Here is a 21,113-nt window from a genome sequence, read left to right as displayed (position 1 = left end):
CCAACGCCACACCACGCCGGGATCCGGCCAAGTCGTCCCCGGCGTCCGCTGTGGGCCAGACTGTTACCGTGAGCAACAACCCCCGGACTGCCCTGGCCGTCGCCGGCCTCAGCCTGGGCACGGCACTGAACCCGCTGAACTCCTCCATGATCGCCGTGGCCCTGGTGGTGCTGCGCGCTGACTTCGGGCTCGACGTCGCTGCCGTCACCTGGGTGGTCACGTCGTTCTACCTGGCCTCTGCCGCCGGCCAGCCCGTCATGGGCCGGCTGGCCGACCGGTTCGGCCCGCGGCGGATGTTCCTGCTGGGCATGGGGCTGGTGGCCATCACCTGCGCCCTGGCTCCGCTGGCCCCCAACTTCGCCCTGCTCTGCGTCGCTCGGGCGGTCATGGCCCTCGGCACGGCCACCGCGTATCCCAGCGCGGTGGTGATGGTGGGGGCGCTCGCGCACCAGGCAAAGGTGGATACGGCACGTCCGCTGGGCCGGCTGCAAATGGCCAACACGTCCGCCGCCGCGGTGGGTCCCGTGGTGGGCGGCCTGTTGGTGGGCTTCGTGGGCTGGGAGTCCCTGTTCCTGGTCAATGTCCCGCTGGCCCTGGCGGCGCTGCTGATCGTGCGGAAGGCCGCCCCGCCGGACAAGGCCCGGGAGCGCGGCAGCGTGGCGGAGCTGGTGCGGGACTCGGATCTGCCGGGCATCGCCGGATTCATCGGCGCGCTGCTGCTGGTCATGATGGCCGCGCTGAACGTGGCACCGGACTACCGCTGGCTGATGCTTGCCGGTGGAACCGTCATCGCAGCGCTGTTTGCCTGGCGTGAGCTGCGCTTCGCCAAGCCGTTCCTGGACCTGCGGCTGCTGGGCCGGAACAGGCCGCTGATGCTGGTGTACCTGGCCTTCGCCGTTTTCAGCAGCGTCTACTACTTCGTCTTCTTCGGACTCCCACAACTCCTGCAGGAAGCCGGCGGATACGATCCCGGCGTGGTAGGCCTGCTGATGCTGCCGCTGGCCGGCATGTCCGTGGTGGCCACCCCGTGGGCAGTCTCTGCAATGGGAAGGTTCGGGGTCCGGCGGGTGCTGCTTGCCGGCGTCGTCCTTTTGACGGTGGTGGCGGCCCTCATGTGGCTGCTGACCGGTACGCTGGCCATCCCCGTCGTGGTGGTCCTCACGGCCCTCATGGGCATCCCGTACGGGACCGTGAGCATCGCCTCCAACCAGGGCATGTTTGTGTCCACCCGGCCGCAGGACCGGGGCGTCGCTGCCGGGATCTACCAAACCTGCCGCTACGTAGGGGCGATCACCGCCACCGTGATGATCGGGGTTTTTGCGTCCGGCGGCGTGCACCAGGACAGCTGGATGAGGATGGTCCTGGCCATGCTGGTTCTCTGTGCGGTGACATTGGGGATCTCCGTATTCTGGCGGCAGCAAAAGGCGTAGCCCCACCTCTGGAAGGGCCCGGGGGAGCGTGCCATGCTGGCCCCATGGGAAACATGATGACTCTGGGCAACGCCCAAACCGCCGTCCAGGCGTACATCAGTGAACCGGCCGGGATTCCCAAAGGCGGCCTGGTGGTGGTCCACGAAGTCTGGGGGCTGGTAGGCCATACCAAGGATGTAACTGACCGCTTCGCGGCGGAAGGCTACCTCGCAGTGGCCCCTGACCTGCTGTCCGGAGCCGGGGGAACGTCCGACCTGACAGGGGAGCTGCAGGAGGCGGCGTTCGATCCGGAACAGCGCAGCAACGCGCAGCCGCGGTTGCGCAAGCACATGGCGCCGATGCGCTCCCCGGAATATGCCAAACACGCACTCGCCGCCCTCCGCGTGTGCTTTGACCACCTGGAAGGCCTCCCTGGGCTGGCAGGGCGGGTGGCCGCGACAGGCTTCTGCCTGGGCGGGACCTACACCTTCTCCCTCGCCGTTGCCGAGCCGCGGCTGCGCGCCGCCGTGCCGTTCTACGGGCACGCCGAGTTCAAGGACGCAGAGCTACGCGCCATCAACTGCCCCGTCCTGGCTTTTTACGGCGAGCAGGACGAGGCACTCATGGAGGAGCTTCCCGGCCTGAAGTCACGGATGCGCTCAGCCGGCGTGGACTTCGAAGCCGTTGTCTACCCGGACACCGGCCACGCCTTCTTCAACGACACCAACAGGTATACCTACAACGCCACTGCGGCCGCCGACGCCTGGGCACGGACGCTCACCTTTTTGAAGCAGGGGCTTGGTACCCAGGCATGACCTGCTGCCGCTGACTTAAGGGCAGTAGTGCGCCTCGCGGTCGTACTGGACGGAGTTCCCCACCCGGTGAGAATCCTCCCTGTCCCAGCACTGCCGGGTGCCGTCCGGGCCTGTCAGCGTGGTTTGCTCACGGTAGTGCTGGCCCATCTCGAAGACCTGCCCGTCGCGGACCAGGAAATGGGAGTGCGTCTGGGTGCTGATGGTCGTGGACGTGCTTCCATCATTGGAGCTCAGGGCGTCCGTGTAGTTGCTCGAGGACGAGGAAGACTCGATCCCGCTGGGCGTTGAGACGTGGTTGCTGACCACGATGCCCGTGCGGCAGGGATGGACCTCGCCGTAGGGCCTTTGGTCCCCGGCAAGGCGCCTGCCGCCGTCGTGCGTTCCAGCTTTGTCAGCCGCCCGCATCCCGGTCACGGTGTGACCCGGATGCGGGCGATCCGGAGCCTGTCCATGCTGAGGACCGCCAGCACGTAACCCGGGATCTGCACCCGGTCGCCTGCGCGGGGCAGGCGCCCCAGCCGGTCCATCATGAATCCGGCCACGGTCTCGTAGTGGCCTTCCGGAAGGGCGATCCCGGTGGCTGCCTTGAACTCCTGCAGGATCAGGCCGCCGTCCACGTCGATGAAGCCGTTGGCCACGTTGACCCGGTCCTCATGCTCGGCGCCGGTGTCGTACTCGTCATAGATCTCGCCCACCAGTTCCTCCACCAAGTCTTCGAGCGTCACCACCCCGTCAGTGCCGCCGTACTCGTCCACCACCAGGGCGATGTGCTGGTTGGTCTTACGCATCCTGGACAGCGACGGCAGTACCCGGTTGGTCCCGGGCAGCGGAAGGATCTCCCGGGCAAGAGTCCGCACCGGGGACTGCTCCTGGACTTCGTCGCGGGGCATCAGGTCCCGGATGTGCACGAAGCCCAGGACATCGTCCGGGCTCCTCCCGATCACCGGGAACCGCGAATACGGGCCGTCCCTGACCATCCTGCGGGCGTCGGCAACGCTCATGGCGCCGTCGATGAAGGTCACCTCCGTACGGGGGCGCATCACCTCCTGCAGTGTCCGGTCCCCGGCGCCGAACACGTCGGCCACGATATTCCGGCTGCTCTCTTCGAGCAGTTCGCTGTCCGCCACCATGTCCCAGAGCTCCTCGGAACTGATGCCCTCCCGCTTGGCCCGGGGGTCGCCGCCAAGGAGCCTGACCACGGCGTCGGTGGACACGGACAGGAGCCAGATGACGGGACGCATGACCCGGGCGAGTCCGACCAGCGGCGGGGCGAGTACTTTGGTGAACGCGACGGGACGCTGCAGTGCCAGCCGCTTGGGGGCGAGCTCACCCAGGACCAGGGACAGGTAGGCCACCAGCAGGGTCATGCCGATGAAGGACACCGGCCCGGCCGCCGCGCCCAGCCCCAGCGCTTCGAGGAGGGGGACGACGTCGGGGGCGATCGCGGAGGCGCCATAGGCCGCCGAGAAGAACCCGGACAGGGTCACCCCGATCTGGACGGTGGAGAGGAACCGGTTGGGGTTGCGTGCCAGGGCGGCGGTCCGGGCGCCGGTGTCACCTGACTTCTCGATCCCGCGCACCTGGCTTTCGCGCAGGGACACCAGGGCCATCTCCGCCGCCGCGAACACCCCGCCCAGCAGTACGAAACCGAGAACCAACCCAATATTGACCAGGGCGCCGCTGTCCATGACATGACCTTACCGATCAGCGGACCGGTTGGCGCGGCCCCTAGGTGTACATCAGGGACCCGGGCGTGGTGAGCTTTTCACCGGTTTCCAGCCACGTCTTCAGGCCCGAGAGGATCATCGGCCAGCCGCCGTAGAGCTGTTCGTTGGCGCCCTCGCGGAGGTCGCTGTGGGTGACCGTGAGGTGGCAGGAATCGCCTACCGGTTCGATCTCCCAGGTGACCTTGGACGTGCCCTCGGCCTTGACGTCCTCGCCCCACAGCGCGCGCATGGTCTGGACCAGGCGGCGCGGCGGATCAACCTCCAGGTTCTCACCTTCGCCCAGGATCTGGCCGGCCTTGGGGTTGCCCATTTCGAAGCGGCCGCCGGGAGTCCAGTCAGCCTGCAGCGTATTGCCGAACTGGTACTTACTGCGGATGTCGCTGTCCGTGATGGCTTCCCAGAGCTTCTCCGGCGTGGTCTTGATGTAGATCTCAAAGATTTTTTCCATGGGACTTTCCAATCTGGATTTGAGGTCGCTGAGGGCAGCGGCCCATGGTTCTGCGTATTTGCTGACCCAGCGGTCGTGGACCAGGCGGATGGGGACCGGGTTCAGGAAGTGCAGCTTTTCCCGCCCGCGACGGCGCGCCACCACCAGGCCTGCGTCCTCCAGGATGCGGAGGTGCTTGGCGATCCCGAACCGACTCATGCTGAACCGTGCCTCAAGCGCACTCAGGGTCTGGCCGTCCTCGCGGAACAGCTCGTCGAGCAGGTCCCTGCGGGTGGGGTCGGAGAGTGCTTTGAACACGTCGTCCATGCCTTAATGATAGGTGACCATATGGTCACATATCAAGGGTTTTAGTTATGGGATGCCAGGTTCCGGTCGCGCTCTTCGAACACCTCGTCGCCGGGACCGGTGAAGGCCCGCGACCGTTCCACGGCCTCGATGGAACCGGTGAACAGCTGCGATTCGTGCGGGTCCGCCGGGGCATGCGCACCCGCCGCCCCCGACGCACCCAGCCCGCGCAGGGGTGCCTTGCGCCGGGCGGCCGTGCCGGCGTCGTCCGCTGCCTGCTCCCAGCGCTGGTGCGGCAGCGCCTGCGGATGGTTCTGCTGGAGGAACGTGACCATGGTTTCGCGGACCAGGCAGCGCAGGTCGAACAGCGCGGCACTGTCCGCGGCGCTGACCAGGATGCGGACGCGGACAAAGCCTCCGGTGGCATCGGTGATCTGCAGGACGCCCACGCGCTTATCCCACAGTTCGGTGCCGGCCAGGACCCGGCGCAGTTCGGTCCGCATGTCCTCCACGGGGGCGCGCCAGTCGAGGTCGAACTCCACGGTGCCCATCACCTCGGACTGGCGGCGGGTCCAGTTCTCGAACGGGGTGGTGGTGAAGTAGGTGGAGGGCAGGATCAGCCGGCGGTCGTCCCAGAGATGGACCACCACATACGTGAGGGTGATCTCCTCGATCCGTCCCCACTCCTTCTGGACCACCACCACGTCGTCAACGCGGATGGCATCGGTGAAGGCCAGCTGCATGCCGGCGAAGACATTCACCAGGGATGTCTGCGCGGCGAGGCCTGCCACGATCGAGATCACGCCCGCGGACGCCAGCAGCCCGGCCCCGAGTGCCTGGATCGCGGGGAACGTCAGCATCGCGGTGCCGAGGGCGAGCACCACCACCAGTGCCACGGCGATCCGCCGGGCCAGGATCATCTGCGTGCGAAGCCGCCGGGCGCGCCGGTTGTCCGCCACGTCCACGCTGTGCCGGTTCAGCACCACGGCTTCCACGATCAGCAGGACCGCGATGGCAAGCCACGCGAACGCGCCGATCATGGCGATCAGCAGGAGATGGTCGACGCCGGCATGCCAGCTTTCGCCTGCAGCCGTCAGCCCCAGCGCGGCGCGGACGCCCACCAGGCACAGTGCCAGCCGCAGCGGCTGGCGGGCTACCCGGGAGGTGGCCTGCAGCTCGGGCCGATTGCGGTTGAGCTTGAGGACGATCTTGCGGAGCAGCCAGGACAGGGTGAGTCCGGCCACCACCGCCAGGGCCATGGCGATGAAGGGCAGGGCGGGATTCAGGAAGTCAGGCATCCTTTAACGTCTATCAAGCCTTTGCCGGGCTCCGAAATCGGGTACCCCCGGGGCGTGCCCGCTGTAGGGCGCAGCGGCCGCTGTGGACCGTGCCCCGGAGAAGCTACGGACCGAAGGGCAGCAGGAGCAGGGCCACCAGGGCAGGGACCGTTGCCGCGAGGGTCCCCGGCACGCTGTCCCACTTCCGGGGATAGTGCCCCTGGAGGTCTGCGAGCAGCATGGTGGGAGCAGTGAGGACCATGTTGGCGCAGCAGTAGACCACCAGCGTGTAGCCCACCACCAGGTGGCCGGAGTTGGCCGCGACCACGCCCGCGATCACCCCCAGCCCAATCAGCAGGTTCCGGTACCCGGTGGGGATGGCCCACATCATCACGGCGGGGACGTTCTCCGGCGGCGTGCTCAGGAATTTCTGCGCCCACCTGTTGCGGCGGAGGAGGAAGCTCTCCACCGGAAAGACGAAGATATAGATGGCCGCGGCCATCACCGCGAAGATCTGCGACACGGTGTTCATGCTCGAAGGGTAGGCCCGGCCCCACCGGCGCTCCATCCCCTCCCAAGGGGATTTCCAGCCTGCGCCGACTGGAAGAAACCGGCCCCCAGGGGCCGTGAACGCGGGTAGCCTTGGGCGCATGCAGAAGATATCGATCGACGCGCTGGCCCGGCAGCAGCTCGAGGCGGCGGTTACCTCCAGCAATGGGCGCGCTGCGGACACGGTGTACGGCGGCCACGAAAAGATCCTCCGGCAGACGGTCATGGCCATGAAGGCCGGAACCCAGTTGAGTGAGCACCAGAACCCCGGCGACGCCACGGTCTTCGTGATCCAGGGCTGCGTCAGCCTCAAGGCCGGCGGCGAGTCATGGCAGGGCAAAGCCGGCGACCTGTTGATCGTCCCGCCGGGCCTGCACAGCCTGCACGCCGAGGAGGACTCAACGTTCCTGTTTACCGTGGCCAAATACCGGGATTGAGCCCTGTGGCCTGGACGGACGACGGCGGCTGCCGGGCTTCCCCCAGCGGAAGTCCGGCAGCCGCCGTCGTGCCTTGATGTATGGCCCTGATCCTCGGAACTATGCCTGCGGGGCGTAGGCCTTGGGCAGCTTCAGGCCGCGCTCATCCATGAGGGTGCGCAGGCGGGTGGGGTAGTCGGTGATGATGCCGTCCACGCCCTGGTCCATCAGCCGCTCCATGTCCGCGGGCTTGTTGACGGTCCAGGGGATGACGGCGAGGCCCAGTTGGTGCGCGTCGGCGATCATCTGCGGGGTGACGGAGCTGAACGTGGGGGAGATGACGTTGTACCCCTTCGCGGCGGCGGCCTTGGCCAGGGAGCCGCCGTAGGTGTCGATGTCGATGCCGCCCAGCTCGGGCGCGGCACCGGGCTGGCCCACCTGCATCCACTTATCCCCGCTGGAAAGCGCAACGAGCGTCAGTTCCGGTGCCAGTTTTTTGGTGAGGTTCAGCGAGGACCAGTCGAAGGACTGGATGGTGGTGCGGTCCGCGGCGCCGGACGCCTGCACTTCTGCCACCACTGCCTTGGTCAGCGCCACCATGCCGTCGCCGCCGGCCTTGCCGTCCTCCACCTTGGTCTCCACGTTGAAGCGGACCTTTTTGGCGTTGTACTGCTCCGCCAGCTGGTAGACGTCCTTGAGCTCGGCGATGCGGTTCCCTTCGATCACGTCCTGCTCCGGGAAGCCGGGCAGTTGGGTGAAGCCGCAGTTGAGGGTCTTGACCTGGGCCAGGGACAGCTCCGCCACCCTGCGGCCGACGTACGGGAACTCAGGGTCGCCAGCGGTGGCCGGGGCGGTGTCGATGCACTTGTTGGCCTGGATGGTGTCGTCATGCCAGACGATGATCTTCCCGTCCTCCGTGAGGTGGGTGTCCAGTTCCAGGGTGCTGACGCCGAGCTTCAGGGAGTTGCCGAACGCCGCCAGCGACTCCTCGGTCCACTCGCCGCGGCCACCCCGGTGCGCCTGGAGGTCGAAGGAGCCGTTGCGCTCGTTCGTCTTGATGGCTGAGCTGGCGGTGCCGGCAGCGTTCGACGACGGCGTGCCGGCGTCAGCGGTTTCGGCGGCAAAGGCGGCGCCGGGGGAGGCGATGGCGGCGGCGAGCAGGGCGGCGGTTGCCGCAGCGGTCAGGACTGTGCGCATGGGGATGGTTCCTCCTGGTGACGGGTTCCGGCGGTGCCGGGTGACCCGCCAACGCTAGGGCGGCCAGGTTGCGCCAGGGATGCACCCAGTTGGAGGGGAGATTAACGCCAGGTTCTGCCCTGCCCCCGCATCGATTGCTCCGTACCGGTCGTTTTGAGGGCCCAAAACGGCACGTACGGAGCAATCGATGCAGGGATCAGGCGGGGTCCTTGACCTTGTCGGTGACCGGCCGGGGTTCCAGCCAGATGCGCTCGCGCGGGCCCGGCGGGTAAGCGTACCGCTTGCCGGCGAGGGTGATCACGAATGCGGCGACCACCGGGATTGCCGCCGCGGCCGGAACCAGCAGCGGGCCCCCAACCACCAGCGCCGCCGAACCGTAGAGAGCGCCGATGGTGATGCCCAGTTGGATGGTCAGGACCGTGAGCCCGTTGGCGGCTTCGCTGTACTCCCCGCCGGCCCGGAGGATCGCGGACTGGTTGTAGATGCCGATGGCGCCCAGGCCCGCCCCCCAGATGGTCATCAGCACCAGGGCCACGGGCAGGTTACCCACGGCGAGCGGCAGGAGGAACATCGATGCGGCGATGGCCGCCGTCGTGATCAGCAGGGAACGGCGGGGCCGCGAATCCACCGTGAGTCCCGCAATCCAAATGCCCAGCAGGCCGGACCCGCCCAGCACCGTGAGGGAGAGGCTCGTGGCATAGTCCGGGAGGTTCGCCTCGCGGATGAAGGGTGCAATGTAGGTGAACAAGGCGAAGTGCGCCAGGACCAGCAGCGGCCAGGCGACCGCCACCGACTTCACGCCTGGCTGGCCGATCGCCTTGCGCAGGGACGGACGGGCGGCGTCGGAAATGCGCTGGACGCGGGGAAGCAGCCAAAACGCGAGGACCGTCAGCACCACGCCGAACCCGGCGAGGACCAGGAACGCGGCACGCCAGCCCAGGAATCCGCCCAGGGCGGTGCCCACCGGCGCGCCGATGGCCAAGCCCAGGCTGTTGCCGCTGAACACGATCGCCAGCGCCTTGCCCACTTTGTCAGCCGGAACCACGCGGGAAACGAACGGCGCCATGGTGGTCCAGAGCAGCCCGTGCGCAAGCCCGCCCACCAGCCGGGCGATCATCGCCGACGTGAAGTCCGGTGCCAGTCCCACCAGTGCGTTGCTGAGCGCGAAGGTCAGGACCAGCCCCACCAGCAGGGCATGCCGCGGGATCTTCCCCAGCAGCCGTGCCGCCGGAACCACCGTGACAACAATGACGGCGGCGTAGGCAGCGGCAAGATAACCGGCCACCGGCTCGGAGACGCCAAGGCCGGTGCTGATCTGCGGCAGCAGCCCGGACGGGAGGAGTTCGGTGGTGATGGCCGTGAACGCAATGGTGGCCAGGACCACCATTGCGGCGTAGGGAAAACGGGCAGGGGACGGCGCGGAAATCGCGGAAGACATGGGGGAGCGTCCATTCAAAGGGTGGGATTGGAAAGCGGCTCGCTGGCCGGACAATTCCTCCCTTAAATTTACAGGATTGAAGGGCCTGTCATGGACGTGACAGGGTCCGGCGGAGGCGTGTTGCGTAGCGAAAAAAATCGGCGTGGGCGGTGCCGGGGGTAGGTTGGTTGTGGAACTTTAACGCCCGCTGCAGCTGCGCCGGGCCCGGAACCCTGGAGACCCCCATGAGTACTTGCTGCCCTGCCCAATGGCACATCCTGATGGTCGCCGCGTGACGGCCCCGCTGCGCGTCTGCCTGCCCGCCCAGAACCTGCTGGACGCACTCACGCCCATTGACGGCGTCGAGTTTGTCCTGTGGGACCTGGACGGACCCGCGCCGGAGGGCCGGCTGGACCTGCTGGTGCCGCCGTATATGGGCAAACCGACCGCGCTCGCCGCTTTGGAGGGCGTGGACATCGGCCTGGTGCAGAGCCAGTCCATCGGGTACGACGGCGTCGCCGCAGTTCTGCCGTCAGGCGTCCCCTTCGCGAACGCGGCCGGAGTCCATGAGACGTCGACGGCGGAGCTCGCCGTGGGCATGATGGTGGCCTCCCAGCGCGGTATCCCGGACTTTGTCCGGAACCAGGAAACCGGAACGTGGGACAACAGCCCGCGGCCCAGCCTGGCCGACCGCCGGGTGCTGCTGGTGGGCTACGGGGGAGTGGGCAAGGCCATCGAGGCCCGGCTCCTGCCGTTCGAAACCGAAGTCACCAGGATGGCCAGCCGCGCCCGTGAGGACGAGCGCGGGACCATCCACGGAATCGACTCGCTCTACGAGCAACTGCCGCTGCACGAGATTGTGGTGGTCAGTGTTCCGCTGGCTGAGCAGACCCAGCAACTGGTGGACGCCAAGTTCCTCGCGGCCATGCCGGACGGAGCCCTCTTGGTCAATGTGGCCCGCGGACCCGTGGCGGATACCGACGCCCTGCTCGCCGAGACGGCGAGCGGCCGGCTCCGGGCGGCCCTGGACGTGACGGACCCGGAGCCGCTGCCGGCGGACCACCCGCTGTGGACCACACCGGGGGTGCTCATCACTCCCCATGTCGGCGGCGCCAGCTCGGCCATGTTCCCCCGGATGGTCCGGCTGCTCAGGAAGCAGATCGGCCTGTTGCTCGAGGGCAAGGACCCCGTGAACGTCGTCCTCCCTTAACGCCACCGGCTCCGGCCCCTATGCTGGGCCCATGTCCACTTTTGAAGTCCGCCGCAGCGCCGTCATTCCCGCTTCCGCAGAAGAGATCTTCCCGCTGGTGAACAACTTCCATGAGTGGACCCGGTGGTCCCCATGGGAGACGATCGATCCGGGCATGAGCCGCCGCTACTTCGGCAACGAGGCCGGCGCCGGCGCGGGGTACGAGTGGAGCGGCAACCGCAAGGCCGGCAGCGGCACCATGGAACTCACAGAATCCATACCCGCCAGCCTGATCCGGATCCGGCTGCAGTTCACCAGGCCGTTCAAGGCACTGAACCCCACCACGTTCAGCTTCACCCCGGTGGACACCGGTACCGAGGTGACCTGGCGGATGACGGGCGAGAACAAGGGCCTGGGCAGGGTGTTCGCACTGTTCATGGACATGGACAAGATGGTGGGCGCCGACTTCGAGCGAGGCCTCGCCGCACTGGCCTCCACGGTTGCGGCCAGGAAGAGCTAGGTTCCCGTTGGGCGCCGTGGACGAGGCGCTGGCTGCGCTGGATGAACCCGACCGGAGTTGCCTGCAGCATGTGGTGGAGACTGTACGCTCTCTGGCTCCCGAGGCCACGGAAGGGATGAGCTACGGCATGCCCGCCCTGAAACTCGACGGCAAACCGCTGCTGGCAGCCGTCCCGGCGGCAAAACACCTTTCGATCTTTCCCTTTTCCGGCGCGGTGGTGGAAGCGGTGGCCGGACGCCTGGAAGGGTACTCGCTGTCCAAGGGGACCATCCGCTTCACCGCGGACCACCCCGTGCCCGACGACGTGCTGGAAGACATTGTTCGGCTGCGGATGGCCGAGATCCGGAAGTAAAGAAGCAGACGACGCCGGCCGGCACGGCAGGGGGCCCCTGCCTCCCGGTGCATCAGGACGCTCCTCAGGACTTATGGTCCTACCTGCAGCCACGCCTGGCCATCTAACGTGAGGCCATGGCTGACACTCTTGCGTCCCTTGCGGAATCCTTCAAGAACATGGGCGTGACCCGCGCCTACGGCACCCCCGTCAACCTGGGCGGGGAGGAGATCGTGCCCGTGGCGCTGGTGTCCTTCGGTTTCGGTGGTGGCACCGAAGCGGAGGATGGCGCCTCCGGCGGGGGCGGCGGCGGGTTCGTTGTGCCCCTGGGAATTTACCGGACGGTTAATGGGCGTCCGGCCTTCCGCCCCAACACCATCGCCGCGCTGGTATGCCTGGTGCCCCTCGTATCCGTAGCCGGCGCTGCCCTGCGTAAAGCAATCTGGGTGGCACGTAAGTAGCAGGGGGAGGCCGTTTCCGGGCCGTTTAAATCCCCTATTCCGTCGTGGGATTTTCGGTCCCATAATGGCCTCGTAGACTTCGGGAACCTCCCGCTGCTGTTCTGCGCCGCGGCGGACCCAGGGGTTCCAGGCGGCCGCCCCGGCAATCGGCGGGAAGGACGGCCACGACGCCCGGCGGGGGACGGCCGGACCATTTCAGGGGGAGAGCAACGCCATCAGAGCACAAGGAGATTCGTCATGCTCAAAGATATGGAAGTCATGGCTGTGCTGCCGGCCAAGGACATCGACCGGGCGCGGGATTTTTATCGGGACAAGCTGGGGTTTGAGCCCGAGCGGACAATGGCGGACGGCGGCCTTGTCTACCGGTGCGGAAAGGGAACCTCGTTCCTGATCTACCAGACGGACAACGCCGGTTCGGCCAAGAACACGCAAATTGGCTGGGCCACGGACGACGTTCAGCGGGACGTGGAAGAACTCCGGGCCCGCGGCGTCGTTTTCGAGGATTACGACATGCCAGGGCTGAAGACCGAGAACGGCATCGCAACGATGGAGGGGTACGGCCAGGCAGCGTGGTTCCTGGACAGCGAGGGCAACATCCTGAACATCTCCTCCATTCCGTCCTGACGAGGCTTGCAGCAGGAGGTTCAGCAATAAAAGGGTCGACGCCGGCACTTGCCGCCTAAAGCACCCGCACCCGGGTGCGTGGCAGCGGCAGGCCGGCGCCGCCGTCGTCAGCGGTACGGAAGGAAGGGATGGCAATGGGTGCGGAAGAGGCGGTGCCGGAGACGAAGGGCGTCTCCATGGAGCTTCTGGCAACGGTGGACCTTGCCGGGGAGATTGAGGGCATGGACGGGCGCCAACTCCGCATGCGAATGGTGACCATCGAACCTGGCGGAGTTTTCGGGCCCCTCCATGACCACGTGGGCCGCCCCGGGACGGTTTACGTCCTGCAGGGGACCATCACGGAGCACCGGGACGGCCGGATCACCGAGTACGGGCCGGGGGTGGGCTGGCAGGAGGACCGCCACACCACCCATTGGCTCGAGAACAAGGGAACGGTGCCGGTTGTCGAAATCTCGGTGGACATCGTGGCCGCCCCGCAACAGTGAAGCCCCGCCACCGCAGCAGTGGGCTCAGACTGCGGGCTCGCGCCTGCCGAGGGCCATCCGGAGTGCGCCGCGCAGGGTGAGCCGGTTGCGCCTGGTGACTGCGAGGACGGCGGCGATGCCAGCGAGCAGCACCACGATGCCGCCCACCGCGACGGACCAGCGGGCGCCGAACTCGCTGCCGATCCAACCCACCAGCGGCGAACCGATGGCAGTGCCGCCCTGAAGGATGGCCAGGTAGAGGGCCAGTACGCGGCCCCGGAACTGTGGCTCCACGGAGAGCTGGATGCTGGTGTTGCAGCTGTTAAGGAAAGTGATGGACGCCAGGCCCACGGGAATCAGGATGGCCGCGTACACCCAAAAGTTCGGCGCGATGCTGCCCAGTATGGTGAAGACCCCCAGTCCCAATGCCCCGCCCAGCAGGAACCGCAGCCGCGGTCCGGAGCGGCGCGCCGCCAGGAGGGCGCCGGCCAGCGTGCCCACCGCCATGATGGAGCCGAGGAGCCCGAATTCGCTGGGGCCCGTGCTGAATTCGGTGGTGGCCATCAGCGAGTTGATCACCGGGAAGTTCATGCCGAACGCGCCCAGGATGCCCACCAGGACCATGATCAGCATCAGGTCCGGACGGCGCCGCACGTAACGGATGCCCTCGGCCACCTGGTGCTTGTTCCGGTCTCCCTTGGCAACGGGGGCAGGCTGTGTGGTGCGGATCCGGAACAGCGAGACCAGGACGGCGGCGAAGCTCGCGGCGTTCAGGAGGAACACCGGGCCGGTACCCACCCAGGCGATGAGCACGCCGGCGATCGCAGGACCGGTGAGCCGGGCGGTGTTGAAGGACGCCGAGTTGAGCGCAACTGCGTTGGAGATGTTGTCCTGGCCCACCAGCTCGGAAACGAAGGCCTGGCGTGCGGGTGCATCCACGGCGCTGGCCAGGCCCAGGCAGAAGGCGGCAACGTAGGCGTGCCACAGCTGGGCGGTGCCGGTGACCACCAAGAGGCCGATGGCGAGGGCCGTGAAGCCCATGGCCAGCTGTGTCCACATGAGGATGATGCGCTTGCGGTAGCGGTCCGCCAGTACCCCGCCGTACGGCCCGAACAGCAGCATGGGCAGGAACTGCAGGCCCGTGGTGAGGCCGACGGCGGCACCTGAGTGGTCGGTGAGGACGGTCAGGACCAGCCAGTCCTGGGCCACGCGCTGCATCCAGGTGCCGATGTTGGAGACGATCGCGCCGCTGGCCCAGATGCGGTAGTTGGGGTTCTCCAGGGCCCGGAACATCGCGCTCATTTGCCGCTCATTTCCTGCATGATGCGGGCGGCGCGGCTGAGGGTGCGCCGGTCTTCCTCGCTGAGTCCGGCCACGCGCTGGGCCAGCCACGCGGTGCGCTGGCTTCGGGCCTCTGCCAGGACTTTCCTGCCGGCGCCGGTGATCTCCACGCGGACCTGCCGGCCGTCGTCGGGATTGGCGGACCGGGTAACGAAGCCCTGGCCGGCGAGGGCATTGACGATCCTGGTCATGGACGGTGCCTGGACGTGTTCACTTTCGGCCAGCGCGCGCAGGGTACTGGGACCGCTGCCGTTCAGCAGGGCCAGCACCGTGTACTGGCCGGGGGTGATGATCTCGCCTGTTGCCTCAACGCGGAGCCGGCGCGAGGTGCGCATCACGGCGGTGCGGAGATCGATGGCGAGGGTATCCGGGGCGGTGGGGTCTGCGGTTGCCTGGTTCTGCGTCTGGGTGGGGGACATATAGGTGGATGCGCCTCCTGCGGCGTTTATTAGCATTGCTAATTAGTTCTGCTAAATATTATGCGCCGGCTGGTTGCCCGAGGCAATGGATGCGGATGTGGTTTTGGTGACAGCTCCGGCACAATGGGAGCCGTGACTGGGCGCAGAACTGCCGGAAACCGTAAACCGTGGCTGTCGTGGAAGGGGAAACTGAACTTGGCCGTGACCGTCCTGGTCCTTTGCCTGGGGCCGGTGATGATCGGCGTGGGCAGCTTCATGATCAACGCTGATCAAGAGCTTGCGCGGACCGGGGCGCAAGCCACCGGAACGATCGTCCACTTTGACGACGTCACCAAGGCTTCGGAGCGCAGGATCAGGGTCGACTACACGGCCGCGGACGGGGTGCCCCGCAAGACGTTCGCGGCCGTGGACCACGACCAGCATCCCGTGGTGGGCAGCAGCGTCGCTGTCACCTATGCCGAAAATGATCCGGGCCGGGCGGTTGTGCCCGGTTACGAGAGCGACGGGGTGTGGCTGCGCGGTGCCGGGGTGGTCCTGACGGTCATCTTCGGTCTCATTGGGCTCCTGTTCGCCGTCCTGGTCGGCAGCGCTGTCCTGCGGGCTAAATTCCGGGCGCGCCGAACGCAGCAGGTGGTGTAGCCGGGCCTTGTGGCGGTCCGGTGCCTGTCCCGGGTCTGTCCGCTGCTGCCGGACCGGCGTAGGCTGTGCGCACCATGACTGAACAGCAGCCCTATGAGGTGGTCCGGCGCTATCCGCACTTCGAGCTGCGCCGGTATCCGGACTACGTGGTGGCCGAGGTAACCGTGAACGCGGATTTTGACCGCGCCGGCAACGCGGCCTTCCGGTATCTCTTCAACTACATCAGTGGCAGCAACACTGCCCGGCAGAAACTTGCCATGACCGCCCCGGTGATCCAGGAAGCGGGACCGCAGAAGCTCGCAATGACAACGCCCGTACTCCAAAGCGGTCCGCTGCCCGGCGCCGGGCAGGCCGCCGAATTTTCGGTCGCCTTTGTCCTGCCCGCCGGCGTGAGCGCGGACACCGCTCCGGTGCCCGACGATCCCAAGGTCAGGGTGCGGGCGGTGCGCGGTTCCTTGGCCGCCGTGCTGGGCTTCTCGGGCAGCGGTTCGGCATCGGCCTTTGAGCGGCGCAACAACGGATTGCAGGCAGCCCTCACCCTGGCCGGCCTGACTCCGGTGGGCGCGCCCAGGTTGGCCCGCTTTGACCCGCCGTTCAAACCCTGGTTCCTGCGCCACAACGAGGTGGTCCAGGACGTAGAGGAGCCCCGGCCCGGGGAGGCGGCGTCGCCGTCGTCGTAACGGGGTGCCGCTGCTGACGCCCGCTCCGCTTTGGTGGTGTTGTGGCTGACGCCCGGTCTTCCTAGCCTCTGTGTGCGTCCCGGACGTGCTCCTGCGTCTGGCCCTGCATGACCCAGCGGTTGCCGTCAGGATCGCTGAAGTAGGCGAAGAGGACGCCGCCAAAGTCCTGGATCTCGCTGATATCCGCGCCGCGCCGGACCAGCTCGCTGCGGACTTCGGTGAGATCGGGAACGACCAGTTGGAGGCCCTCCAGGCTGCCCGGCGTCATGGTGGTCATGCCGGTGCCGATCACCACTGATGTGGCAGAACCCGGGGGAGTCAGTTGGACCACGCGCATGCCCGGGATGTGCTCCACATCGTGGTCCAGAACGAATCCCAGTTTTTCCGTGTAAAACGCTTTTGATTTGTCGACGTCTGAAACCGGGACCTGTACAACCTCAAGGCGCATCTGCATGCAGCCACTCTATCTTCGGCCTTGTTCCAAGGGAATGGCGGCTGAAGACCCCGTTCATCGTCTTGGCATTCGTAAATTGTTAAGCAGCGACGCCGTATTGCGACAGCCTTTCCTCAAGTTCGCATCAAGACTGCCTGAATGTTCACTGAGGATCCTGAAATGCCCCTAATGCGTCACTCCATGCGGCATAGGCTCATCGACGATGTGTTTCCCGGGCTAAGCAGCAGGCCCGGCAAATGTGGGGGCGCTGTTTTCCGGGCCTCCTGTAAATGGGGAAAGAATGTCCGACTACGAAACCCTTATGGGGTTTGTTCCGTCCGCTCCGGCACCGAAGCCGCCGAGGAAACCACGCTATTCAACGTTTATTGTTGGGGCGATTATCGCGCTGTTCATGCTCTTGGCAGCAATGGGCAGCGGGTTCGCGGGGGCCCTGGTTGTCCTGGCTATCTCGCTGGCCCTCACCGGTCTCTACGTTCTTCTTACCGGACGGCGCTCCTGGGCCTGGCTGCCCGCGAAACGCAAGGCCGGCGCCGTCGCGATGGCAGCGTCTTTGGCGCTCTTCGTCGGCGGTGCCGTCGCAGTGCCGCGGGTTGCCGGCGCTGACCTGCAGGCCGCCTCATCGGAGAGCACCGCCAAGGCCACCCAAGCGACAGCGAGCCCAACCGCGACAGCCAAGGCGTCGCCGTCGTCCACGCCAAGTCCCACTGCCGACGCCACGGGCGAACCAATGGACCCGGAGAACCCATACGCTCTTGCCGCCGGCGTCGCAGCAACCGCGCCCAACGCGCAGCCTGCCTACGCCACCAAGGCGCTGGATCTGCTGGCTGCCCTCCCCATCAAGGGCCGCGCGCCAAAGACCGGGTACGACCGCGCGCAGTTCGGCCAGGCCTGGGCGGACGTGGACCGGAACGGCTGCGATACCCGCAATGACATCCTCAAACGCGACCTCACCGGCATTTCGTACACGAACAGTGTGCCGTGCAAGGTGCAGTCGGGAACGCTGGCCGATCCTTACACGGGCAAGACCATCAGCTTTGTGCGGGGTTCCGCTACCAGCAGCGCCGTCCAGATCGACCACGTGGTGGCCTTGAGCGACGCCTGGCAGAAGGGCGCGCAGCAGCTGACCGCCGAGCAGCGTACGGCTTTCGCCAACGATCCCCTGAACCTGCAGGCCACGGACGGGCCCACCAACCAGCAAAAGGGCGACGGCGACGCGGCCACCTGGCTGCCTCCGGCGAAGGGCAACCGGTGCGAGTACGTTGCGCGGCAGGTTTCGGTGAAGGCGACCTACGGGCTGTGGGTCACCCAGGCGGAGCACGATGCAATTGCCCGGATCCTTGGCGACTGCGCCGGGCAGCTGGCGCCGACAAACCAGCAGGCTCCGGCTCCTGTTGCCCTTGCCCCGGCACCTGCTGAGGTTGCGCCCGCACCTGCGCCGGCTCCAGCACCCGCGCCGGCACCCGCACCCGCACCTGCTGCAGTGGCGCCTGCGCCTGTGGTCCCGGCTGCACCAGCGCCTGTGGCCCCGGTTCCTGCCGCGCCGGCACCTGCTGGTGGAGGAGCCACGGCACTGTGTGTCGACGGAACGCTGTCCTATTCGGCAACCCACCAAGGTACATGCTCACACCACAAAGGCGTCGCCGTCTGGTACAAGTGACGCTCCAATCGTTGGCGTGGCCGGCTACCGCCCTGCATTGGACCGCGACTCCGACGGCGTCGCCTGCGAGTAGGCCTGTCACGTCCGGTCATTCCGTGCCCTGATTTTTACCACCATCACAAGCATTCCCAGGGGGAAACATGAAAGAAAACACCGTTCCAGCGATGGGCAGGATGAAGGCTTCACTGGCTTTGGTTCTGCTGACCGGCCTCATGCTGACAGGGTGCGGCGGCAAGCAGGCGGCGACGCAGCCGACCGGGACGGCCACCGCTACGGCTGTCTCGCAGACAACCGAGACCGTCGTCGTGCCGGCCGTGGTGAATCTGACGTTGGACAAGGCTAAAGACCAGTTGGAAAAGCTGGGCTTCACGGTTGAGGCTGTGGATAGTGCCAAGGGCAAATCGATCATCCTCAAGAGCAACTGGCAGGTGATCTCCCAGGATCCTGCCAACGGGGCGCAGGCTGCCAAGGGCTCCACAGTTCACCTCGGCGTCAAGAACCTCGACGACGTGACGGCGGAGAAGGCCGCCGCCGAGAAGGCAGCAGCTGCGAAGGCGGCTGCTGAAAAGGCCGCAGCTGACAAGGCCGCCGCTGAAAAGGCAACAGCTGACAAGGCCGCCGCCGACCAGGCTGCCGCTGCAAAAGCTGCAGCCGATCAGGCGGCCCGGGACGCAGCTGCCAAGGCAGCAGCCGACCAGGCAGCGGCGCAGAAGTTTGTCCAGGCGCCTGCTCCGGCGCCGGCTCCAGCGGCGCCAAACTATGTCACACCGGGAGCCTTCTGCAGCGGAGGAACCGGCATAAGCAAGACGGGCAAACCGATGGTATGTGCACCTGCAACAGACGGACGACTCCGCTGGCAGGGAGCCTAGGGTAGTTCCGTTAGAAAAGGCGGCGGATCCGCGCGAGGCGGTGTCGCCATCTGTTTGGAACTGTGGGGCCGCGCATACATCCTTCGCCAGGATGTATCCGCGGCTCCGCTGTTGCCGGCAGTGACGAGCGGGTCGGGACGAGCCCAGGACAACTCCTCGCGTAGCCGTCCTACTGTTGGTCGGGTCCTAGCGGCAGGGGAGTGATTGGCTGGTCGTTGGCCGTCAGGTCGATGCCCATATCCTTAGCAAACACCAGCCGGGTGGACTTGTAGACGCCGGCATGGTTTTCATCAAGCTCGAACACGCGGGCGCCCCGCAGCCTGTTCCGGTCCGCCCCGGGCAGCCCATATGCGCCGAACCCAGTCCCGGGACCGTACCCGAGTTCCACGCCGTAGTAGTTGCCAACGTAGGTATTCACATGATCGTGGCCTACGAAATAGCCCCGAACGTCGCCGCGCTCAAGGAAGGCGTTGAACAGGCCGGAGTTGAAGGGGCCCGGGCACTCGTCCTCGTTCCGCTCTCCCACGATGCCGTGCTTCTGGACGGCCCGCTGGTGGTCGGTATCGGTGCGGGAGTCGAGGCTCGCGAACCACATGTTGCGGTGCTCGTGGAGCGCTATGTGGCCCCACATTAGCGAAGGGATCTTGCGGCCGTACTTTTGCTCTGTGGCGATCGAGAGGTTGCGGTACCAAGTGACCTGGTCCATCCGTACCCAGTCCCAGTCGGGGTATCCTGCGAAATCCTGCCCGTTGATGCTGTCCGGGGCGTAGCGGCCGGTGTCGATGAGCCAGAGACCGAACGCCGGGGCTTTCGATTTGGATGACTGGACCAGCAGGAGTGAGTTCGATGTGCCGGTGACGCCGTCCGTGGAGTCACCGTTAACGTTGAAGCTGTAGCTCTGCAGGAACTGCAGCATCTTTGCCTCAGTCATGCCGGTCCTGGCCACGGAGTCCTCATCGTGGTTGCCGAAAGTCACCGCCCACGGGATTTTTCGACTTTCCATCGGCTGCACAACCTGGTTGAGCGCCTGCTTGACCTCCAGCTCGGTATCGCAGCTGCCGTTGATCACGTCCCCATTGATCACCACGAAGTCTGGCTTTTCGGCGTCCAGGGTGCCGTTCATGAGCTCGATGGTGCGGCGGTCCGTCTGCTCGTCGTCCTGGGTGTCATTAAACTGAATCACCTTGAACTTGCCGTCCTTGCCGAAGTTCAGGGAGGGCTTGGGTGCCTTCGCTCCCGGTGCTGCGGTGGCCCCAGTACCTGTGGCCATTACCGCTCCGAGCGCACCGAGCGCTCCGGCGGTGGCAATGGCTGTGCGCCGGCTGATCCCGGACCGGTCGGTGTTGTTCGTCATTGTTGCCCTTCCCCAAAGATGCGCGGCGGCACGTCAGACCGCCGTCCGTGTGACGGTAGGAGGCCAAGGAAGCCCAAGCTCAAACTCAAGATGAACAGCCCTGCGTGGGGTTTGTCCGTGGCCAGGCGCCCGGGACTTCTGCAGGACTGCTGCGTGCCGGAAGGTGCACGCTAAGGATGTGCCGCACCCCACATCGCGGAAATACGACGGCGGCAGGCTGCTTGGGTGCCCGGAACACCCGTCCTGCCCCGGAATTCCGCGGATTCTCCACCTCCTTCCGCCCGATTTGCGGTGGGGGTTGGGTGCGGGTATTGTTTTCTAAGTCGCCGCGGGGGAGACAGTGAAGAACTGTTCACCGGGTGGCCAAAACCCCCAAATCAAAGCCAAAATCTGGTTGCTCTTTAGGGCGCTGGAAATCGGTATGGGGCGGTCTTCAATTCGTTGGGAATCCTGAAAGATGGATTTGCTTCGGAGGTGGGGATCGGGTAAGTTTGAAAAGTTGCTCCGGAGCGATCCTGAACGTTGGTTTGGGTGGTGCCGGGTGTGTCTGTTGTTTGAGAACTCAATAGTG

25 protein-coding genes are annotated in these 21,113 nt (G+C 66.3%); 14 read left to right on the top strand and 11 right to left on the bottom strand.

Going from position 1 to position 21,113, the window contains the following annotated elements; translation table 11 throughout:
• Window positions 1-68 precede the first annotated feature (68 nt).
• Together AB0280_RS21035 and AB0280_RS21030 are read left to right on the top strand one after the other, a co-directional pair.
• On the top strand, window positions 69-1,430 hold the full coding sequence (locus AB0280_RS21035) for an MFS transporter (protein WP_159632771.1): 1,362 nt from the start codon (window positions 69-71) through the stop codon (window positions 1,428-1,430).
• A 44-nt stretch (window positions 1,431-1,474) separates the two neighbouring features.
• On the top strand, window positions 1,475-2,224 hold the full coding sequence (locus AB0280_RS21030; protein WP_159632770.1) for a dienelactone hydrolase family protein: 750 nt from the start codon (window positions 1,475-1,477) through the stop codon (window positions 2,222-2,224).
• Between the two features lie 15 nt (window positions 2,225-2,239).
• On the opposite strand, the gene AB0280_RS21025 is transcribed toward AB0280_RS21030, so the two are convergent.
• The 5 genes from AB0280_RS21025 to AB0280_RS21005 all read right to left on the bottom strand — a co-directional run bounded on the left by AB0280_RS21025 (window position 2,240) and on the right by AB0280_RS21005 (window position 6,493).
• Complete coding sequence (locus AB0280_RS21025; protein WP_366368638.1) at window positions 2,240-2,638, bottom strand: hypothetical protein; 399 nt, start codon at window positions 2,636-2,638, stop codon at window positions 2,240-2,242.
• Window positions 2,635-3,912 carry a hemolysin family protein gene (locus tag AB0280_RS21020; RefSeq protein WP_307492203.1) on the bottom strand — a complete coding sequence of 426 codons (1,278 nt, stop codon included), beginning with the start codon at window positions 3,910-3,912 and terminating at the stop codon, window positions 2,635-2,637. The genes AB0280_RS21025 and AB0280_RS21020 overlap by 4 nt, the downstream gene beginning before the upstream one ends.
• A 40-nt stretch (window positions 3,913-3,952) precedes the next feature.
• Window positions 3,953-4,705: an ArsR/SmtB family transcription factor gene (locus AB0280_RS21015; RefSeq protein ID WP_275182213.1), complete on the bottom strand. Its 753-nt coding sequence runs from the start codon at window positions 4,703-4,705 to the stop codon at window positions 3,953-3,955.
• Between the two features lie 41 nt (window positions 4,706-4,746).
• Window positions 4,747-5,982: a mechanosensitive ion channel family protein gene (locus AB0280_RS21010; protein WP_307492205.1), complete on the bottom strand. Its 1,236-nt coding sequence runs from the start codon at window positions 5,980-5,982 to the stop codon at window positions 4,747-4,749.
• A gap of 103 nt (window positions 5,983-6,085) precedes the next feature.
• Window positions 6,086-6,493, bottom strand: coding sequence for a DUF1304 family protein (locus tag AB0280_RS21005; RefSeq protein WP_307492207.1), 408 nt, complete (start codon window positions 6,491-6,493; stop codon window positions 6,086-6,088).
• A gap of 118 nt (window positions 6,494-6,611) precedes the next feature.
• Here AB0280_RS21005 and AB0280_RS21000 point away from each other — a divergent pair, with 118 nt between their 5' ends.
• Complete coding sequence (locus tag AB0280_RS21000) at window positions 6,612-6,947, top strand: cupin domain-containing protein (RefSeq protein WP_224025205.1); 336 nt, start codon at window positions 6,612-6,614, stop codon at window positions 6,945-6,947.
• 99 nt (window positions 6,948-7,046) lie between these two features.
• Here AB0280_RS21000 and AB0280_RS20995 read toward each other — a convergent pair whose 3' ends face one another.
• Both AB0280_RS20995 and AB0280_RS20990 read right to left on the bottom strand, forming a co-directional pair.
• Window positions 7,047-8,123 (bottom strand): glycerophosphodiester phosphodiesterase family protein, encoded by a 1,077-nt coding sequence (locus AB0280_RS20995; protein ID WP_307492210.1) that lies wholly within the window; start codon window positions 8,121-8,123, stop codon window positions 7,047-7,049.
• Between the two features lie 196 nt (window positions 8,124-8,319).
• Window positions 8,320-9,561 carry an MFS transporter gene (locus tag AB0280_RS20990; protein ID WP_307492212.1) on the bottom strand — a complete coding sequence of 414 codons (1,242 nt, stop codon included), beginning with the start codon at window positions 9,559-9,561 and terminating at the stop codon, window positions 8,320-8,322.
• 271 nt (window positions 9,562-9,832) lie between these two features.
• On the opposite strand from AB0280_RS20990, the gene AB0280_RS20985 reads away from it, so the two are divergent.
• From AB0280_RS20985 to AB0280_RS20960, 6 genes are all read left to right on the top strand, one after another.
• Entirely contained in the window at window positions 9,833-10,750 is a 918-nt protein-coding gene (locus AB0280_RS20985; protein WP_307492214.1) for a 2-hydroxyacid dehydrogenase, read from the top strand.
• 31 nt (window positions 10,751-10,781) lie between these two features.
• Window positions 10,782-11,249: an SRPBCC family protein gene (locus tag AB0280_RS20980; protein WP_307492217.1), complete on the top strand. Its 468-nt coding sequence runs from the start codon at window positions 10,782-10,784 to the stop codon at window positions 11,247-11,249.
• A gap of 7 nt (window positions 11,250-11,256) precedes the next feature.
• Window positions 11,257-11,601, top strand: coding sequence for an iron chaperone (locus AB0280_RS20975; RefSeq protein ID WP_307492219.1), 345 nt, complete (start codon window positions 11,257-11,259; stop codon window positions 11,599-11,601).
• A 116-nt stretch (window positions 11,602-11,717) separates the two neighbouring features.
• Window positions 11,718-12,041 carry a hypothetical protein gene (locus AB0280_RS20970; protein WP_159632759.1) on the top strand — a complete coding sequence of 108 codons (324 nt, stop codon included), beginning with the start codon at window positions 11,718-11,720 and terminating at the stop codon, window positions 12,039-12,041.
• A 237-nt stretch (window positions 12,042-12,278) separates the two neighbouring features.
• Complete coding sequence (locus tag AB0280_RS20965) at window positions 12,279-12,665, top strand: VOC family protein (protein ID WP_366368634.1); 387 nt, start codon at window positions 12,279-12,281, stop codon at window positions 12,663-12,665.
• A gap of 128 nt (window positions 12,666-12,793) precedes the next feature.
• The gene (locus AB0280_RS20960; RefSeq protein WP_366368632.1) at window positions 12,794-13,150 is read left to right on the top strand and encodes a cupin domain-containing protein; all 357 of its coding nucleotides are present in this window, start codon (window positions 12,794-12,796) and stop codon (window positions 13,148-13,150) included.
• A gap of 24 nt (window positions 13,151-13,174) precedes the next feature.
• On the opposite strand, the gene AB0280_RS20955 is transcribed toward AB0280_RS20960, so the two are convergent.
• Window positions 13,175-14,431 carry an MFS transporter gene (locus AB0280_RS20955; protein ID WP_307492224.1) on the bottom strand — a complete coding sequence of 419 codons (1,257 nt, stop codon included), beginning with the start codon at window positions 14,429-14,431 and terminating at the stop codon, window positions 13,175-13,177.
• Window positions 14,428-14,889 (bottom strand): MarR family winged helix-turn-helix transcriptional regulator, encoded by a 462-nt coding sequence (locus AB0280_RS20950; protein WP_307492226.1) that lies wholly within the window; start codon window positions 14,887-14,889, stop codon window positions 14,428-14,430. The genes AB0280_RS20955 and AB0280_RS20950 overlap by 4 nt, the downstream gene beginning before the upstream one ends.
• A gap of 201 nt (window positions 14,890-15,090) precedes the next feature.
• On the opposite strand from AB0280_RS20950, the gene AB0280_RS20945 reads away from it, so the two are divergent.
• A complete protein-coding gene (locus AB0280_RS20945) occupies window positions 15,091-15,528 on the top strand; it encodes a DUF3592 domain-containing protein (RefSeq protein WP_307492227.1) in 438 nt (145 codons plus the stop codon).
• Window positions 15,529-15,602: 74 nt separating this feature from the next.
• Window positions 15,603-16,208, top strand: a complete 606-nt coding sequence (locus AB0280_RS20940) for an SOUL family heme-binding protein (protein ID WP_307492229.1) — start codon at window positions 15,603-15,605, stop codon at window positions 16,206-16,208.
• 61 nt (window positions 16,209-16,269) lie between these two features.
• Here the strand turns inward: AB0280_RS20940 and AB0280_RS20935 are convergent, their stop codons facing one another.
• A complete protein-coding gene (locus AB0280_RS20935; RefSeq protein WP_307492231.1) occupies window positions 16,270-16,662 on the bottom strand; it encodes a VOC family protein in 393 nt (130 codons plus the stop codon).
• Between the two features lie 391 nt (window positions 16,663-17,053).
• Here AB0280_RS20935 and AB0280_RS20930 point away from each other — a divergent pair, with 391 nt between their 5' ends.
• The 3 genes from AB0280_RS20930 to AB0280_RS20920 all read left to right on the top strand — a co-directional run bounded on the left by AB0280_RS20930 (window position 17,054) and on the right by AB0280_RS20920 (window position 19,188).
• Window positions 17,054-18,319 (top strand): GmrSD restriction endonuclease domain-containing protein, encoded by a 1,266-nt coding sequence (locus tag AB0280_RS20930; RefSeq protein WP_307492233.1) that lies wholly within the window; start codon window positions 17,054-17,056, stop codon window positions 18,317-18,319.
• 16 nt (window positions 18,320-18,335) lie between these two features.
• Window positions 18,336-18,392: an excalibur calcium-binding domain-containing protein gene (locus AB0280_RS20925; RefSeq protein ID WP_307492247.1), complete on the top strand. Its 57-nt coding sequence runs from the start codon at window positions 18,336-18,338 to the stop codon at window positions 18,390-18,392.
• Between the two features lie 67 nt (window positions 18,393-18,459).
• On the top strand, window positions 18,460-19,188 hold the full coding sequence (locus AB0280_RS20920) for a PASTA domain-containing protein (RefSeq protein WP_307492235.1): 729 nt from the start codon (window positions 18,460-18,462) through the stop codon (window positions 19,186-19,188).
• Between the two features lie 169 nt (window positions 19,189-19,357).
• On the opposite strand, the gene AB0280_RS20915 is transcribed toward AB0280_RS20920, so the two are convergent.
• Window positions 19,358-20,542: a metallophosphoesterase family protein gene (locus AB0280_RS20915; RefSeq protein ID WP_307492236.1), complete on the bottom strand. Its 1,185-nt coding sequence runs from the start codon at window positions 20,540-20,542 to the stop codon at window positions 19,358-19,360.
• Between the last annotated feature and the right edge of the window lie 571 nt (window positions 20,543-21,113).

The sequence above is a fragment of the Pseudarthrobacter sp. 902506025 genome, assembly GCF_040702325.1.
Taxonomy (GTDB): domain Bacteria; phylum Actinomycetota; class Actinomycetes; order Actinomycetales; family Micrococcaceae; genus Arthrobacter.
This window is presented reverse-complemented; position numbering and strand designations above follow the sequence as displayed.